Origin of the sequence: Streptomyces fodineus (genome assembly GCF_001735805.1) — a bacterium.
Taxonomy (GTDB): Bacteria; Actinomycetota; Actinomycetes; order Streptomycetales; family Streptomycetaceae; genus Streptomyces; species Streptomyces fodineus.
In genome coordinates this window covers 1088563-1106258 of sequence record NZ_CP017248.1, presented here as the reverse complement: position 1 = coordinate 1106258, position 17696 = coordinate 1088563, and the positions used below count along the sequence as shown (strand labels likewise).

Here is a 17696-nt window from a genome sequence, read left to right as displayed (position 1 = left end):
CTCCATGGTCATGACGAGGTGAAGTAGCGTGGTCCGGCACGCCGACGCCGAAGGGAGACGGGGACATGGCGCGGGAAGACGGCCGGGCCCGGCGGCGCGGCCGGGGTGAGCTGGAGCGCCAGGTCCTCGGCGCGCTGCGCGAGGCGGACGGACCGGTCACCGCGGCCTGGGTGCGGCAGCGCCTCGGCGGCGACCTCGCCTACACCACCGTCGTCACCATCCTGACCCGGCTGCTCGCCAAGGACGTCGTCGCCCGCGAGCGCCACGGCCGCTCCTTCCTGTGGACGCCGTCCGCGGACGTGGCCCGGCTCGCCGCCCTGCCCATGCGCCGCCTGCTGGACGGCGAGCAGGACCGCGAGGCGGTCCTGGCCAGCTTCGTCACCGCCCTGCCGCCCGGCGACGAGCAGGTGCTGCGGGCCCTGCTCGACGCGGCGGACACCGGTCCGCCGGACTCCGCGGACGGCGGGGACGGCCGTACGGCGCGCAGGCGGCACGGCCGTACGACGGACAGGCGGGGCGGCCGTACGGAAGACTGACCGCCCATGGGGGTCTTCGTCTTCCTGCCACTGGTGCTCCCGCTGTCCGCCTGGCCGGTCGCCCGGCTCGCCGAGACACGGCTGCATCCGCGCACCGCGACCCGGCTGCTGACGGCCGTCGCGGTCGTCATGGCCGTGTGCAGCACGCTCTGCCTGGCCCTGCTCATGGTGGTCGGCACCGCCCAGCTGCCCGGCAACCCGCTCCCGGACGGCTGGTCCGACCCGCAGGTACGGGCCGCCGTCCCGCACGACGGGGCCGCCGGCCGGGCCGCCACCGCCGCGCTCGCCCTGATCGCCGCCGCCTGCGTCCGCACCCTTCTGCGGCACCGCCGGGTCACCCGCCGCGCCCGCCGGGCCCTGGCCGCGCTGCCGGACAGGTCGGTCGCGGTCCTGCCCGACAGCACGCCCTACGCCTACGCCCTGCCCGGCGGCCGGGGCCGGATCGTCGTCAGCACCGCGCTGCTGGCCGGGCTCGCTCCCGCCGAGCGGCGCGCCCTGTTCGCCCATGAACGCGCCCACCTGGCCGCCCGCCACCCCCGCCAGCTGCTCGCCGCGCACCTCGCCGCCCGCGCCAACCCCTTCCTGAGGCCGCTGTGCACCGCCGTCGTCTACACGGCCGAGCGCTGGGCGGACGAGGAGGCGGCCCGGACGGTCGGCGACCGGCGCACCGTCGCCCATGCCATCGGCAGGGCGGCCCTGCTGTCCGCCCGCACCCCCGCACCCACCCTGGCCGCGCTCGCGGCCACCGGTCCCGTGCCGCGCCGGGTGGCCGCGCTGCTGGCCCCCGCACCCGTGGCCCGGACCTGGCCGCCGGCTTTCACCTCGGCCGGCCTCGCCGCCTGGGGCGCCGCCGCCGGGGCCCTGATGTCCCTGATGTCGTCGGCGAACTCCGCCGTCACCCTGTTCCTGCTCCCGCACGCGACGACCTCGCTGTGACCCGGAGGCCGCAGACGGCGTTCCCGGTACGGGCCCCGAGCCCGGACACCTGGCCCGGCTTCGCCCTACCGGCGGATCACCTGCTTCTGCCTTCTGCGTGCACCGCGCCCGCCGCCGCACGGCAGTGGCCTCCGCCGCCCTCGACGGCGCCCTGCGCGAGATCGCCCGGCTCGGCGGCGCACGGCGGAGAGCTACCCGCAGGACACCGAGGGCGCCCGGGTGTGCGCGTCCTTCCTGCACCACGGCATCGTCGCCCTGCCGTCCGGCTGAGCCATGCCGAGGGCCCGGCCCCCGCCGGGAACCGGGCCCTCGCCCCGCATCTCACTCCTGCGGGAAGTCGCCCGCGAGTGCCGAGGCGATCCGCAGGTGCCGCTCCGCCTCCGCCGGCCGGGCCTGCCGCTGGAGCGTACGGCCCAGCATGAGCCGGGCGTAGTGCTCCACCGGGTCACGCTCGACGATGATCCGCAACTCGGCTTCGGCGCGGCGCAGTTGGGCCGAGTGGTAGTAGGCGCGGGCCAGCAGCAGCCGGGGCCCGGTCTGCTCCGGCACCTCCTCGACCAACCCGGTCAGCACCCGCGCGGCGCCCGCGTAGTCCTCGGCATCGAAGAACTGCTGCGCGCGCTCCCAGCGCTCGGCCTGTGTGCCGTGGTCGTAGTACGTGCTCTCCACTTGCGTCTCCACTCGTGACCTCCTTCGAGACTCACAACGAAACGCATTTGTTCAATATTCCACTAACTCTGGTTCAGGTCCGGTCGCAGGGCTCACCGGACCCTTGCGGGCATCTGAGGGACCGCCAAGCGGGTGACTCGCGATCTCCCTGACCTCGCGTGGAGCCAGGGAAAGAGGGTCCAACCGGCCGTTCTCCCCGTAGGGTTGAATCTGTGAGGTAAGTGGCAAATCTCCGTCTATCAGGACAAACTGAATCAGTCGGTCGTGATCAGGAACATCCCCGTTCTCCAGGAGATCGCATGGTGGAGCAGTCCCCCGAGGTCGTTTCGGAGCCGGGCGAACCTGCCGTCGCCCTGAGCGGCACCGGCCCCAGCGGGGCGGAGACCGAGCGGAAGCTCGCGCAGACCCTGGCCGACGTCCTGGGCGTCGACCGCGTTGAGGCCGATCGCCACTTCTTCACCGACCTCGGTGCCAACTCCCTGGTCATGGCCCAGTTCTGTGCGCGAATAAGGAAAACAGCGGATCTGCCGTCCCCGTCCATGAAGGACATCTACCGGTACCCCACGATCCAAAGCCTGGCGGCGGCCCTCGGGGAGGCCGCTCCCGCTCCCGTCGATCCGGCGGTAGCTTCGCCGGCACCGGCGCCCATGCCGTCGCCGGCTTCGAAGCCGCGCCGGACCCGGCGGAACCACATTCTCTGCGGAACGTTCCAGTCGCTGTTCTTCCTCGGCTACTCCCTTGTCTCCGGATTCGTCACCGCCGAGGGGTACGAGTGGATCGCCACCGGTTCGGGCCTGGCCGACGTCTACCTGCGGTCGCTGCTGTTCGGAGGCCTCGGGTTCGTCGCGCTGTGCGCGTTCCCGGTCGTCGCGAAATGGCTTCTCATCGGCCGTTGGCGACCGGCTGAGTTCCCCGTCTGGAGCCTGACGTATCTGCGCTTCTGGCTCGTCAAGGCGCTGCTCCACGCCAACCCGATGGTCTTCCTCACCGGCACCCCGCTGTACGTGCTGTACCTGCGGGCCCTCGGCGCGCGGATCGGCAAGGGCGTCACGATCCTCTCCCCCTCCGTCCCGGTCTGCACCGACCTGCTGACGATCGGCGCGGGCACGGTGATCCGCAAGGACTCGTTCTTCCTCGGCTACCGGGCCCATGCCGGACACATCCAGACCGGCCGGATCACGCTCGGCCGCGACGTCTACGTCGGTGAGAAGACCGTCCTGGACATCGACACCTCGATGGGTCACGGTGCCCAGCTCGGCCACGCGTCCGCCCTGCACCGCGGCCAGGCGGTCCCGGACGCCGAGCACTGGCACGGATCTCCGGCGGAGCCCACACCGACCGACTACGTCAGGGTCGCTCCGGCCGCATGCGGCACCGTGCGCCGAGCCTGGTTCGGCCTCGGCACCCTGATGCAGCTGTTCCTGCTGTACATCCCGCTGTTCGTCGGCGGGGCGTACATGCTGTTCACCGAGGTACCGGCGATCGGCAAGCGACTCGACCCGCAGACGGCCGCACTGTCCCGGTCGGAACTGTTCTCCGACGCGCTGGTGCTCTCCCTCGTGCTGTTCTTCGGGTGCGCCACCCTGGGGCTGGTGGCCCTGTGCACCCTTCCGCGTCTGGTGGGCCTGGTCGTCAAGCCCGACAAGGTCTATCCGCTCTACGGCTTCCACTACGCGCTGCACCGGACCACGGCGCGCATGACGAACGTCAGGTTCTTCGCCTGGCTCTTCGGTGACAGCTCCTACATCGTGCACTACCTCCGCGGCATCGGATACGACTTGTCACGGGTCGAGCAGACCGGGTCGAACTTCGGCACCGAAGTGCAGCACGAGACGCCGCTGCTGGTCTCCGTCGGCAGCGGAACGATGGTCGCCGACGGACTCTCGATCATCAACGCCGACTTCTCCAGCACATCCTTCCGGCTGTCCCGGGTGTCGATCGGGCCGCACAACTTCCTGGGCAACAACATCGCCTATCCGGCGGACGGCAGGACGGGGGACAACTGCCTGCTCGCGACGAAGGTGATGATCCCCATGGACGGCGAGGTCCGTGAAGGCGTGGGGCTCCTCGGCTCACCGTGCTTCGAGATCCCCCGCTCGGTGGACCGTGACGCACGGTTCGACCACCTCAGGACGGGCGACACGTTCCGCCGCCGGCTCGCCGCGAAGAACCGCTACAACCTGCGCTCCATGCTGCTCATGCTGCTCGTGCGCTGGCTGCACACCTTCGCGCTCACCCTGTTCGCTCTCGCCTCCGTGGACCTGTACGGCGTGGTCGGACACGTGGTGATCGCCGGATACCTGGCGATCACGCTCGCCTTCTCCACCGGGTACTTCATCCTGGTGGAGCGCTGCATCACATCGTTCCGTGCGCTGCGCCCCCGGTTGTGCTCCATCTACGACCCGTACTTCTGGTGGCACGAACGGCTGTGGAAGGTTCCGGACCACTTCCTCGACATCTTCAACGGAACCCCTTTCAAGAGCCTGGTCTGGCGGCTGCTGGGCGTGCGCATCGGCAGCAGGGTGTTCGACGACGGCTGCTATCTGACGGAGCGGACGCTCGCCACCATCGGCGACGACTGCACCCTCAACGCCGGCAGCAAGATCCAGTGCCACTCGCAGGAGGACGGCACCTTCAAGTCGGACCGGACCACGCTCGGCGCCGGCTGCACCCTGGGCGTCGGCGCCCATGTGCACTACGGCGTGACCATGGGCGACGGCTCGGTACTGGCACCCGATTCCTTCCTCATGAAGGGCGAGGAAGTCCCCCGGAACGCACAGTGGGGCGGTAACCCCGCGGTGGACATGCCGGAGAACGGCAGCCGGTCCACCGGCATCGGCCGGGCAACGTCGACAGCCAACGCCACCACGGCGACCGTGAGTTGAGGAAGGTCTTTCGATGGGAACGCGCGTGGAAGCGGACCGGGAGTTCTGGAGCCGGGTACTGACCGCCGGCGGTGTCACCACGGTGCCACGGTGGGTTCGGGAGCCGGTCGCAGGAGCGGCCGAGCACGAGATGCCCGTCCCGGACGACGTGACGGAGGCGGTGCATTCACTGGTCCGGCACCGGGGAGTGCCGGTGAGCGCGCTGATGCTGGCCGCGCACGTCAAGGTGCTGGCCGTACTGTCCGCCGAGCCGGACGTGGTCACGGGATACACCACCGGGGTGCGCGGCGAACCGCTGCCGTGCCGGGCGGCCGTCCCCCCGGGGTCCTGGCAGACCCTGCTGTCGGCCGCCCAGCACGCCGAGGCGGAGGTACTGGCGCACCGGGAGTTCCCGGTGGAGAAGCTGCGCCGGGAACTGGGACCGACGGAGCCGCCGTACGAGGTCGTGTTCGGTCCCATCGGAGCCGACGAGGCCCACGCCGACGACGGTGTGCTGCACGTGCGCTGGTCCGAGCGGGGCGGGCGGCTGATGCTGCGCCTGCGGTACCGCACGGACGTACTGGACGCCGAGGCCGCGGCGCGTATCGGCGGCTACCACCTGACGGCGCTGCGGCTGATGACGGAGGATCCGGACGCCGACCACACACGACAGAGTCTGCTGTCGGCCGAGGAGGAACGCGAGCAGCTGGAGGGCCTGGCCGGGCCCCGCCGGCGGCTGCCGGACGCGCGAGTACACGAACTGTTCGAGCAGCGGGTGCGGGCGCATCCGCAGGCCGTGGCGGTCGTACACGGCGAGCACGAGTGGACGTACGGCGAGCTCGACCGGCGCGCGAACAGGCTGGCGCGGGCGCTGCTGGCGAGGGGCCTGGGCCGGGAGGACGTGGTCGCCGTCGTCACCGAGCGCAACCTCGACTGGCCGGCGGCGGTGCTGGCGGTGTTCAAGGCGGGCGGCGTATACCTGCCGATCGAGCCGCACTTCCCGGCCGGCCGTATCGCGGCGATGCTGTCGCGAGCGGGATGCCGGCTGGTCCTGACCGAATCCGGCAGCACCCACACCCTCGACCAGGCGCTGGCCACCCTGCCGGCCGTCGAGAAGCTGCCGGTCGACACGGCGTACGCCGAACCGCACGCCGACGACGACCTCGGCGTTCGGGTCGACCCCGGCCAACTCGCCTACATCTACTTCACGTCCGGCTCCACCGGCGAGCCGAAGGGGGCGATGTGCGAGCACGCGGGCATGCTCAACCATCTCCACGCCAAGATCGACGACCTGGCGATCGGCGAGGGATGCGTGGTGGCGCAGACGGCCCCGCAGTGCTTCGACATCTCCCTGTGGCAGCTCATGGCCCCGCTGCTGGCCGGCGGGCGGACCCTGCTGGTCGAGCAGGACGTGATCACGGACGTGGAGCGGTTCGTCGACACACTGGAGCGCGGCCGGGTCGGCGTGGCGCAGGTCGTGCCGTCCTATCTCGAGGTCGTGGTCTCGTATCTGGAGCAGCACCCGCGTACGCTGCCGGACCTGCGGTGTGTGTCGGTGACCGGCGAGGCACTCAAACGGGAGCTGGTCCAGCGCTGGTTCGCGGTCCAGCCGGGCATCGCGCTGCTCAACGCCTACGGCCTGACGGAGACCTCGGACGACACCAACCACGAGGTCCTTCAGGAGGTACCCGACCGGGTGCTGCTCGGGCGGCCCGTCAACAACGTGCGCGTCTACGTCGTCGACGAGCAGCTGTCGTTGGTCCCGCTGGGCGCCCCCGGGCTGATCGCGTTCTCCGGTGTCTGCGTCGGCCGGGGGTACGTCAACGACCCCGAGCGGACCCGGGAGGCGTACCGGACGGACCTGTACCGGCCCGGTGAACGGCTCTACCTGGGCGGGGACTGGGGGCGCTGGCACCCGGGCGGCAAGCTGGAGTTCCTCGGCCGCCGGGACAGCCAGGTCAAGATCCGCGGCTTCCGGATCGAGATCGGCGAGATCGAGAACTCCCTGCTGCGGGTGGACGGAGTACGGGACGGCGCGGTGGTCGTCGCCGAGCGGTCCGGCGGCGGCAAGCAGCTGATCGCCTTCTACTGCGGCAGCCGGCGGCAGCCGGAGGCCCTGCGCGAGGCCCTCGGCGCGGCGCTGCCCGCCTACATGGTCCCGTCGGCCTTCCACTGGCAGGACAGCCTTCCGCTGACCGCCAACGGCAAGATCGACCGAAAGGCCCTGACCGGACTGGCCGAAGCGTCGGCACCGGAAAGGGAACCGGGGGACGACACCGGCCCGCTCGGCCCGACCGAGCGGAGGCTGGCCGCGGCCTGGGCCGAACTGCTCGGGGTGCCCGAGCAGCAGATCGGCCGCACGGACCACTTCTTCGACTCCGGTGGCACCTCCCTGACCGCGGTCAGACTCACCCTCGCGCTCGACCGCGTGGTGTCCCTGAAGGACATCACCCGGCACCCGGTGCTCGCCGACCTGGCCGCCCTCATCGACGGCACGGCCGGGCAGCGCCCGGAGCTGCTGCTGCCCCTGTCGGACGGCAGCGGTGTGCCGGAGTGCGCGCTGGTGTGCTTCCCCTACGCGGGCGGCAACGCGGTCAACTACCAGCCGATGGCGAGCGCGCTGGCCGCCGGCGGAGTGGCGGTCCTCGCCGTGGACCTCCCCGGTCACAACCTGGCCGCACACCCCGAGCCGTTCGCGTCGATCGAGCAGGTGGCCGAGCAGGTCGCCGCCGAGATCACCGCGCGGGGCCTGACCCGGGTCATGCTGTGGGGTCATTCCTCGGGGGCCGCGCCGGCCATGGAGACGGCCAGGAGGCTTGAGCGGCGCGGCGTGCGCGTGACACGGGTGTTCCTCGGAGCGCACCTGCTCGGCACGGCCGCCGACCGGCACACCGCCATCGGTGAACTGACGAACCGTACCGACGCCGAGATCGCGGCGCGGCTGGCCGCGGACGGCGGCTACACGGAACTGGCGGAGCTGAACGAGCGGCACGCCGAACACATCGGTGCGGCCTACCGGCACGACTGTGTCTGTGCCCACCGCTACTTCCGCGAGGCCCTCGAAGCGCCGCCGCCGGTGCGGCTGTCCGCGCCGGTCACGGTGGTCGTCGCCGCCGACGACCCGTACACCGCCGGATACGCCGACCACCACCGGGACTGGCTGCTCCTGGCCGAACACGTCGATCTGCACGAACTCGCGGACGGGGGCCACCACTTCCTTCGCACCCGTCCGGCCGAGGCGGCACAGGCCGTCCTGGGCACCGTCGTACCACTTGCCTCCTCCTGAGACCCGTCGCATCCCAGGCGGTCGACCGAAAGGAATTCCGAGATGCCGTTCTCATCCCTGGCATCAGCGCTCGACGTGGAGCTGAGACCGGACAGGCCGGCGCTGCTGCACGTCGATCCCCTCGACGACGCCCCGAGCTGGGCGGCCGAGTACCGCGAGGCGCTGCGCGCGCAGGTCACCGAGCACGGGGCGTTGATCGTCCGTGGCCTCGGGCTGCGGGACATCGACCAGGTCGGTGCCGTCTTCGCGCGTCTGACCGGCGGTCTGATGACGGAGAGGGAGGCCTTCGCCCCCCGTCAGGCCCACCTGCCCGGGCTGTACGCGTCCACGACCTGGCCCGCCAACCAGCCCATGTGCATGCACCACGAGCTCAGTTACCCGCTTCAGGTGCCCGGCCTGATGCTGTTCGCCTGCCTGACCGCACCCGAGCAGGGCGGGGCGACGGCGGTGGCCGATGCCGAAGAGGTGCTGCGGGCGCTGCCCACCGGACTCACCGAACGGTTCGGGCGGGAGGGCTGGGTACTGACCCGCACCTACAACGACGAGATCGGGGCCAGCCTGGTGGAGTCGTTCGGCACCGGCGACCGCGCCGAGATCGAGCGCTACTGCCGGGCCAACGCCATCGACTTCACCTGGCAGTCCGACGGGACACTGCGCACCGAGCAGCGCCGCAGCGCCGTCGTCCGGCACCCGCTCACCGGCCGGCGCTGCTGGTTCAACCAGATCGCCTTCCTCAACGAATGGACACTGGCCCCGGAGGTGCGCGAGTACCTGGTGGACGTCTACGGCCAGGACGCACTGCCCTTCAACACCCGCTACGGCGACGGCAGCCCGATCGGCGAGGACGTCGTCCGGCTGATCAATTCCGCCTACGAGGCACACACCCGGCGCGAACCCTGGCAGGCCGGCGACCTGCTGCTCGTGGACAACATCCGCACCGCGCACAGCAGGGAGGCCTTCACCGGAGAGCGGCAGGTACTGGTGGGCATGGCCGAGCCCCTTCGGCCGGCCGACCACACGTCGACCCCGGAGGCGAGCGAGCGATGACCGACGTACTGTCGTCGGCGGACCGGCAGGCCACGCCCGCGCCGGTTTCCGTGCCGACGTTCGCGGTGATCACCGGTGAACAGGTACAGCGAGCACTGAACGGGCGCGAGAAGCAGCTCGTGGAACTGGTCGAGGCCGCCTACCGGCTGCACGACGCCGCAGACACGGTCAACCCGCCGTCGTACTTCCTGCGCTTCCCCGACCGCCCCACCTCCCGGATCATCGCCCTGCCGGCCTCCATCGGCGGGCCGGCCCCCGTGGACGGCCTCAAGTGGATCTCCAGTTTTCCGCAGAACGTCGAGGCCGGGCTGCCACGAGCGTCCGCGGTGCTCATCCTCAACGACCACGACACGGGCTACCCGTTCGCCTGCCTGGAGAGCTCGATCATCAGCGCCACCAGGACCGCGGCGTCCGCCGCGCTGGCCGCCGACCGGCTCAGCCGCGGCCGTCGACGCCCCACCCGTGTCGGATTCTTCGGCACGGGCCTGATCGCCCGCTACATCCACACCTTCCTGAACGGCACGGGCTGGGCCTTCGAGGCGGTCGGCGTGCACGATGTGTCCGCCGACAGCGCCGCCGGCTTCTGCGGCCATCTGCGGCAGGCCGGCACCACCGCACCGATCACCGTCCACGAAAGCGCCGAGGACCTCGTCCGCTCCAGCGACCTCGTCGTCTTCGCCACCATCGCCGGCCGGCCACACGTCACGGATCCGGCCTGGTTCAGCCACAACCCCCTGGTCCTGCACGTGTCCCTGCGCGACCTCGCCCCCGAGATCCTGCTCGGCGCGGCCAACTATGTCGACGACGTCGAACACTGCCTGAAGGCGGACACGTCGCCCCATCTGGTGGAACAGCTCACCGGCAACCGCGACTTCCTGAACGGAACGCTCAGCGACGTCATGGCCGGGCGCACCACACCGCCGGCCGACCGGCCGGTGGTCTTCTCGCCGTTCGGGCTCGGTGTTCTCGACCTGGCCGTCGGCAAGTACGTCTACGACGAAGTGTCCCGGGAGGGGGACCTCCGTCTCATCGATGACTTCTTCCACGAACTTCGCCGCTACGGCTGAGGCCGTCGGCCTCGGCCCGGCCCCAGGAGGTCCGCCGTGCCTGTCGTCTCGGCTCCGTACGACTTCAACCAGGGTGATCTCTTCGTCGCTCTGGAGTCGATCTGCGGATACCCGCTCCATTTGAAGTGCGAGGCCTTCAACTTCGCCGGCTCCATCAAACTCAAGGCCGCGAAGGAGATGGTGGAAAGCGCCGAACGTGACGGAATCCTGGCACCGGATTCCGTCCTCGTCGAGTCGTCCTCCGGGAACCTGGGCGTGGCGCTCAGCATGATCGCCGCGAGCAAGGGCTACCGGTTCCTGTGTGTGACGGACTCCCGGTGCAACCTCTCGACCAGACTGCTGATGGAAGCGGTCGGCAGCGAGGTGCACATCGTTGCCGACCAGGACTCCAACGGCGGCTTCCTGGGCACGCGAATCGAGTACGTCCGCGCGCTGTGCGCCGCCGACGACCGGTACGTCTGGCTCAGTCAGTACACCAATGAGGGCAACTGGTGGGCGCACTACCGCACGACGGGTCCGGAGATCGCCCGCCAGTTCCCGGAACTGGACGTCCTCTTCGTCGGGGCGGGCACCACCGGGACCCTGATGGGCTGCGCGCGCTACTTCCGGCAGTGGCACCGGCCCGTGCGGATCGTCGCCGTGGACAGCGTCGGATCCGTGGCGTTCGGCGGCGAGCCGGGCCGCCGGATGATCCCCGGCCTCGGGATGAGCATGCGACCGCCGCTGCTCGACGAGTCCTATGTGGACGAGGTGATCCGAGTGGAGGAGAGGGACACCATCCGTATGTGTCAGCGCATGGCCAGACGCGGCTTCCTCTTCGGCGGCTCCACCGGAACGGTGGTCAGCGCGGCGACGGACTGGCTTGCGCGACACGACCGGCACGCCGTCACCGCGGTGGCCATCGCGCCCGACCTCGGCGAGCGCTACCTCGACACCGTCTACCAGACCAACTGGCTGCAGGACCTGTACGGCGATCAGATACTCGAAACCGTGGACACCGCGGATACCGTACAGGCGGACGCCCTGTCCCAGGAGGCCTAGTCCGCAGCACGTGCACGGGCCCGGCCGGTGATCGACGGGGTGCCGCGGGCTACGGACCCGGCACCCTGCCACCCCCGGGGCCGAGCAGCGGGCAGCAGAGGTCCTTGGCGATCCCGATCCTCATCGCCGGCGTCCTCTCACCAGCGCACGGGCAGCTCCAGGACGCCGTACGTCACCATCATCTCCCGGGTGCCGATCTCCTGCGCCGGAACGGCGAGCTCCAGCCGGGGAAAGCGGCGCAGCAACGACTCGTAGCCGATGGCGAGTTCCAGGCGGGCCAAGTGGTGACCCATGCACTGGTGGGGACCGGTGCCGAAGGCCACGTGCCGGGTCGTGCCGCGGCGGATGTCGAAGGTGTCGGGGTCTTCGAAGCCCAGCGGGTCACGGTTGGCTGCGGGCAGCGACACCGTGACGACCTGGCCCTTGCGGATGGACTGCCCTTCGAACACGAAGTCCTCGGCGGCCACGCGGATCGGTCCGATCTGCACCACGCTGAGGTAGCGCAGCAGCTCTTCGACGGCGTCGTCCATCAGCGACCAGTCGGCGCGCAGGGCGGCCAGCTGCTCGGGGTGGCGCAGCAGGGCGTAGGTGCCCAGCGCCAGCATGTTGGTCGTGGTCTCCAGGCCGGCGATGAGAAGAACGATCGTGATCCCGAGCAGCTCTTCGTCGGTCAGGTCGGTCTCGACGGTGAGCCTGCCGAGGATGTCCGGGCCCGGGTGCTTGCGTGCGGCTGCGATCAGGGCGTGGAGCATGCCGCCGAGGGCCGTCATCGACTGTTGCATCTCCTCTCCGCTGCTGGAGAGGCTGAAGAGGACGTCGACGTGATGCCCGAACTGTGCACGGTCCGTCTCCGGCAGCCCGAGCAGTTCCGAGGTGACCAGCGTGGGCAGGGGCTTGGCGAAGGCCTGTACCAGGTCCACCGGGCCGCCCCGGTTCGCCATCTCGTCCAGCAGGCGATCCGTCATCTCCTGGATACGCGGACGGAGTTGCCGTACGCGACGGATGGTGAAGTGCTTGCTCAGCAGACGGCGGTAGCGGGTGTGCTCGGGCGGGTCCATGTTGACGAACATGCCCGCGGGCAGTGCGTCGGTGCTCAGCTCGGAACCCGGCACCTTCACCGGAGAACGCTTCCCGGCCGGCAAGGAGCTGAACCGGGGGTCGGTCAGCACGGACCGCGCGGTCTGCAGGCCGGTGACCAGGTGGCCGACGTGCCCATCGGGGTACCGCAGCGGGGTCATCGGGCATTCCTCGCGCGCTTGCGTGAAGAGGGCGGGCGGATCGAAAGGGCAGCCTGTGGGGCGTGCTGTGGGAAAGGGCCGCGCTGAGTGATCGCCGGCTGCTTGCACATGCACCATGAAAGACCTGGGACCTCATCATCGGAGGGAATTGGAGGATTCTGTATAAGCTGCAGTTCTCCCACAACTGTCCCTAGGGTTCTCCTTAGAGATGTCCCCGCCCGTCCGTGCTCGTGCACGTCGCCCCTTGGGGATTCCCCTAAATCTGATCTGCTGCGGCGGCGGAGCGCGGCTTCGGGACCGAAACTGGGGTCACACCGCAACTCGTTGGACGCCCGGTCATGCCGATCGCCTGTGCCGTGGCCGCCTCGGTGCGGTGCCTTTTCATTCTCTGTGTGGGTGGGTGGAGTGCAACATGGTCGAGTCCGAGCTCAAGGGAATGGGAAATCGGGCCGGTTCGGCTTCGGCGGATTCGGCCGATGGCATAGCTGTCATCGGCCTGGCGTGCCGACTGCCGGGCGCCGCCGACCCGGCCGCCTTCTGGCGGCTGCTCAGCGAGGGCGCGGACGCGATCACCGACGTCCCCCCGGACCGGTGGAACGGGGCAGCGGTGGCTGACGCCGACCCGTCCGCACCCGGCAGGACCGACATCCGCCGGGGCGGATTCCTCGACGGCATCGGCCACTTCGACGCCGGGTTCTTCGGGCTCTCCCCCAAGGAGGCCGCCGCCATGGACCCGCAGCAGCGGCTCGTGCTGGAGCTGGCCTGGGAAGCGCTGGAGGACGCGCACGTGCGCGCCGAGACGCTGCGCTCCACCCGCACCGGAGTGTTCGTCGGCGCCATCTGGGACGACTACGCGACCCTGCACCACCGCTCCGGGCTCACGGCCATCTCCCCGCACACCGTCACCGGCCTGCACCGCAGCATCATCGCCAACCGGGTCTCCTACTTCCTCGGTCTGAACGGCCCCAGCCTGACCGTGGACTCCGGCCAGTCCTCTTCCCTGGTCTCGGTCCACCTGGCCTGCGAGAGCCTCCGCAAGGGCGAATCGACGATCGCCCTCGCCGGCGGCGTGAACCTCAACATCGTCCCCGAGAGCACCCTCGGCGCCGCCAAGTTCGGCGGCCTGTCCCCCGACGGCCGCTGCTACACCTTCGACGCCCGCGCGAACGGCTACGTCCGCGGCGAGGGCGGCGGCATCGTCGTCCTCAAACCTCTCGCCCGGGCCGTCGCCGACGGCGACCCCGTCTACTGCGTGATCCGCGGCAGCGCGGTCAACAACGACGGTGGCGGCGACGGGCTGACCGTACCCCTGCAGTCCGGGCAGGAACAGGTGCTCCGGCTCGCCTACGAACGGGCCGGGACCGACCCCGCCCACGTCGGCTACGTGGAGTTGCACGGCACCGGCACCAAGGTCGGCGACCCCATCGAGGCAGCCGCGCTCGGCGCGGTGCTCGGCACGGGACGCGAGCCCGGCCACCCGCTGCGGGTCGGCTCGGCCAAGACCAACGTCGGCCACCTGGAGGGCGCAGCCGGCATCACCGGCCTGCTGAAGGCCGTCCTGTCGCTCCACCACCGCGAACTGCCCGCCAGCCTCAACTTCGAGACGCCGAACCCGGCGATCCCGCTGGACCGGCTGAACCTGCGGGTGCAGGCCGAGCACGGCGAATGGACCGCCGAGGACGGCCGCCCGCTGCTCGCCGGCGTCAGCTCGTTCGGCATGGGCGGCACCAACTGCCACATCGTGCTGGCGGAACACCGGGCGACGGCAGCCGCGATCACGGAGGGGAGAGCGCAGACGGGTACGGGCGCGACTCCGACCCTTTGGCCACTGTCCGCCAAGACCGCATCCGGGCTGCGCGCCCAGGCCGCCGCCCTCCTCGCACACGCCGAGTCCCACCCCGGCCTCGCCCTGCCCGACGTCGGCTGGTCGCTGGCCACCGGCCGCACCGCCTTCGAGCACCGGGCCGTCGTCGTGGGCGAGGACCGCGACGACTTCCTGCGCGCCCTGCGCGAACTGTCCACCGGCGGCATCGACGCCGCACTCACCACGGGCCGCACGGGCCCGCGCGGCGAACTCGCCTTCCTCTTCTCGGGCCAGGGCAGCCAGCGAGCCGGCATGGGCCGCGAACTGGCCGAGGCCGCACCGGCGTTCGCCACCGCGCTGGTCGAGGTGTGCGCACACCTCGACCCCTTGCTGCCGCGGCCCCTGCGCGAGGTCATGTTCGCCCCTGAGGGCACCGCGGAAGCGGCCGAACTCGACCGGACCCTCTACACGCAGACCTCGCTGTTCGCCGTCGAGGTCGCCCTGTTCCGGCTTCTGGAGAGCTGGGGCATCACCCCCGGCGTGCTCATGGGCCACTCCATCGGCGAACTCGCCGCCGCGCACGTGGCCGGCGTCCTCTCGCTCGCCGACGCCTGCGCCCTCGTGGCCGCGCGCGGCCACCTGATGCAGGCGCTGCCGGCCGGCGGTGCCATGATCGCCGTCCAGGCCACGGAGGACGAGGTCCGCGACCGCATCGGCGACCGCACGGACCGCGTGAGCATCGCCGCGCTGAACGGCCCGGACTCCGTCGTCGTCTCCGGCGACGAGCACCTCGCCACCGAGATCGCCGACGCCTTCGCCGCCCTGGGCCGCAAGACCAGCCGGCTGCGGGTCAGCCACGCCTTCCACTCACCGCACATGGAACCCATGCTGGCGCAGTTCCGCGACGTGGCCGAGGGCCTGACCTTCCACGCCCCACGCATCCCGATCGTGTCCAACGTGACAGGCCGGCTGTCCGAGGAGCCCTCGGGGTACGAAGGGTGCACGGCCGCGTACTGGGTCCGCCACGTGCGCGAGGCGGTCCGCTTCGCCGACGGCGTCGCCCGCCTCGACGAGCGGGGCGTCCGCACCTACCTGGAGCTCGGCCCCGGCGGCGTCCTCACCTCCATGGCCCGCGCCGGCACTGACAGCGAGTCCCTGTTCGTCCCCGCCCTGCGCGCCCGTCGCCCCGAGGCGCAGGCCCTGCTGGCGGCGGTCGCCTCGCTGCACGTCCACGGCGTGGAGCCGGACTGGGACGCGCTGTTCGGCGGCGGGCGAGGCGTACGCCGCAAGGTCGAGCTTCCCACCTACGCGTTCGAACGGCAGCGGTACTGGCTGGACGGCGCCACCACGTCGTCCGTCGCCATCACCGGCCGGGCTCCTGCGGCTCCCCGGCCGGACGCCGTCGCCGAGACCGGCAGCACGCCCGCCGGAGCCCTGGGCCGGCGGCTGGCCGGACTGCCCGAGTCCGAACGCGGCGACGCCGTGCTCGACCTGGTCCGCGCACACATCGCCGCCGTCCTGGGCCACGCCGAAGCCCGCCGGGTCGAGACCGAGTGGACGTTCAAGGACCTCGGCTTCGACTCGCTCAGTTCGGTGGAACTGCGCAACCAACTCGGCGAGGCCACCGGGCTGCGCCTGCCCAGCGGGCTGCTCTTCGACCACCCGACCCCTGCCGCGCTCGCCCGCCACCTCGCCGCCCGGTCCCTGGGCGACGAGGACGCGGCGGCCGCCGCGCCCGCGACGCCGGCCGACCCCGACGAGCCCATCGCCATCGTGGCCATGAGCTGCCGCCTGCCCGGTCAGGTGAGCTCCCCCGAGGACCTGTGGCGGCTGGTCGCCTCCGGCGGCGACGCGATCACCGGATTCCCGGCGGACCGCGGCTGGGACATCGAAGCGCTCTACGACCCGGAGCCCGGCACACCCGGCAAGTCCTCGACCCGGTACGGCGGCTTCCTGCACGAGGCGGCCGAGTTCGACGCCGGCTTCTTCGGCATCAGCCCCCGCGAGGCCGCCGCGATCGACCCGCAGCAGCGGCTGGTCCTGGAGACCGCGTGGGAGGCCTTCGAGCGGGCCGGCATCGACCCCGCCACGCTGCGCGGGAGCCGGGCGGGCGTGTTCATCGGCGCGACGGCACAGGACTACGGCCCCCGGCTGCACGAGCCCGTCGACGGCATCGACGGCTACCTGCTGACTGGCACGACGACCAGCGTCGCCTCGGGCCGCGTGGCCTACTCGTTCGGCCTCGAAGGCCCCGCGGTCACGATCGACACGGCCTGCTCCTCGTCCCTGGTCGCCCTCCACCTGGCCGTCCAGTCGCTGCGGAGCGGCGAGTGCTCGATGGCCCTGGCCGGCGGCGTCACCGTGATGTCCACGCCCGGCATGTTCGTGGAGTTCAGCCGTCAGCGCGGCCTGTCGGCGGACGGCCGCTGCAAGGCGTTCGCGGCCGGCGCGGACGGTACGGGCTGGGCCGAAGGCGTCGGCATGCTCCTGGTGGAGCGGCTGTCCGACGCCCGGCGCAACGGCCACCAGGTACTGGCCGTCGTACGGGGCAGCGCGGTCAACCAGGACGGCGCGTCGAACGGACTCACGGCGCCCAACGGCCCCTCCCAGCAACGCGTCATCCGCCAGGCCCTGGCCGCCGCCGGACTCGCGCCCGCGGACGTCGACGCCGTGGAGGCGCACGGTACGGGCACCCGGCTCGGCGACCCGATCGAGGCGGAAGCCCTCATCGCCGCCTACGGCAAGGACCGGGACGGCGACCGGCCGCTGTGGCTGGGCTCGCTGAAGTCGAACATCGGTCACACGCAGGCCGCGGCGGGCGTGGCCGGCGTGATCAAGATGGTCATGGCGATGCGGCACGGCGTGCTGCCACAGACCCTGCACGTGGACGAGCCGACCCCGCACGTGGACTGGGCGGCAAGCGGCGTACGACTGCTGACCGAGGCGATGGAGTGGCCCGCGCGTGGGGTTCCGCGCCGGGCCGCGGTGTCCTCCTTCGGCATCAGCGGCACCAACGCGCACGTCATCGTCGAACAGGCCGCGACGAGCGAAGAGCCCGCCCGCGGCACGGCCATAGCGGGACCGGTCCCGTGGGTGCTGTCGGCGAAGAGCGATGCGGCGCTGCGGGAGCAGGCGGTCCGGCTGCTGTCCTTCCTGGAGGCCGAGGGCGTCGGGGGCGTCGAGGATGCCGGGGGCGTCGGGGACGCTG

General features: G+C 71.3%; 9 protein-coding genes and 2 pseudogenes. 9 read left to right on the top strand and 2 right to left on the bottom strand.

Going from position 1 to position 17696, the window contains the following annotated elements:
• Positions 1 to 65 precede the first annotated feature (65 nt).
• A complete protein-coding gene (locus BFF78_RS04605; protein ID WP_227025707.1) occupies positions 66 to 536 on the top strand; it encodes a BlaI/MecI/CopY family transcriptional regulator in 471 nt (156 codons plus the stop codon).
• Positions 537 to 542: 6 nt separating this feature from the next.
• Positions 543 to 1472: a M56 family metallopeptidase gene (locus tag BFF78_RS04600; RefSeq protein WP_069777078.1), complete on the top strand. Its 930-nt coding sequence runs from the start codon at positions 543 to 545 to the stop codon at positions 1470 to 1472.
• A 321-nt stretch (positions 1473 to 1793) separates the two neighbouring features.
• On the opposite strand, the gene BFF78_RS04595 is transcribed toward BFF78_RS04600, so the two are convergent.
• Positions 1794 to 2141: a tetratricopeptide repeat protein gene (locus BFF78_RS04595; RefSeq protein ID WP_069783381.1), complete on the bottom strand. Its 348-nt coding sequence runs from the start codon at positions 2139 to 2141 to the stop codon at positions 1794 to 1796.
• A 299-nt stretch (positions 2142 to 2440) separates the two neighbouring features.
• On the opposite strand from BFF78_RS04595, the gene BFF78_RS04590 reads away from it, so the two are divergent.
• The 5 genes from BFF78_RS04590 to sbnA are packed head-to-tail and all read left to right on the top strand — an operon-like array spanning position 2441 to position 11446.
• Entirely contained in the window at positions 2441 to 5026 is a 2586-nt protein-coding gene (locus BFF78_RS04590) for a Pls/PosA family non-ribosomal peptide synthetase (RefSeq protein ID WP_069777077.1), read from the top strand.
• 13 nt (positions 5027 to 5039) lie between these two features.
• Positions 5040 to 8291, top strand: coding sequence for a non-ribosomal peptide synthetase (locus BFF78_RS04585; RefSeq protein ID WP_069777076.1), 3252 nt, complete (start codon positions 5040 to 5042; stop codon positions 8289 to 8291).
• Between the two features lie 42 nt (positions 8292 to 8333).
• The gene (locus BFF78_RS04580; protein WP_069777075.1) at positions 8334 to 9338 is read left to right on the top strand and encodes a TauD/TfdA family dioxygenase; all 1005 of its coding nucleotides are present in this window, start codon (positions 8334 to 8336) and stop codon (positions 9336 to 9338) included.
• On the top strand, positions 9335 to 10405 hold the full coding sequence (gene sbnB, locus BFF78_RS04575; protein ID WP_069777074.1) for a 2,3-diaminopropionate biosynthesis protein SbnB: 1071 nt from the start codon (positions 9335 to 9337) through the stop codon (positions 10403 to 10405). Before BFF78_RS04580 ends, sbnB begins: the two co-directional genes overlap by 4 nt.
• A gap of 36 nt (positions 10406 to 10441) precedes the next feature.
• Positions 10442 to 11446, top strand: coding sequence for a 2,3-diaminopropionate biosynthesis protein SbnA (gene sbnA / locus BFF78_RS04570; RefSeq protein ID WP_069777073.1), 1005 nt, complete (start codon positions 10442 to 10444; stop codon positions 11444 to 11446).
• Positions 11447 to 11583: 137 nt separating this feature from the next.
• Here the strand turns inward: sbnA and BFF78_RS04565 are convergent, their stop codons facing one another.
• The gene (locus BFF78_RS04565) at positions 11584 to 12684 is read right to left on the bottom strand and encodes a cytochrome P450 (protein ID WP_227025706.1); all 1101 of its coding nucleotides are present in this window, start codon (positions 12682 to 12684) and stop codon (positions 11584 to 11586) included.
• Positions 12685 to 12892: 208 nt separating this feature from the next.
• Here BFF78_RS04565 and BFF78_RS47860 point away from each other — a divergent pair.
• Together BFF78_RS47860 and BFF78_RS50015 are read left to right on the top strand one after the other, a co-directional pair.
• Positions 12893 to 16120, top strand: a pseudogene (locus BFF78_RS47860) (type I polyketide synthase); the annotation flags it as partial.
• Between the two features lie 147 nt (positions 16121 to 16267).
• Positions 16268 to 17575 (top strand): annotated as a pseudogene (locus tag BFF78_RS50015) (type I polyketide synthase); the annotation flags it as partial.
• Positions 17576 to 17696: the final 121 nt, after the last annotated feature.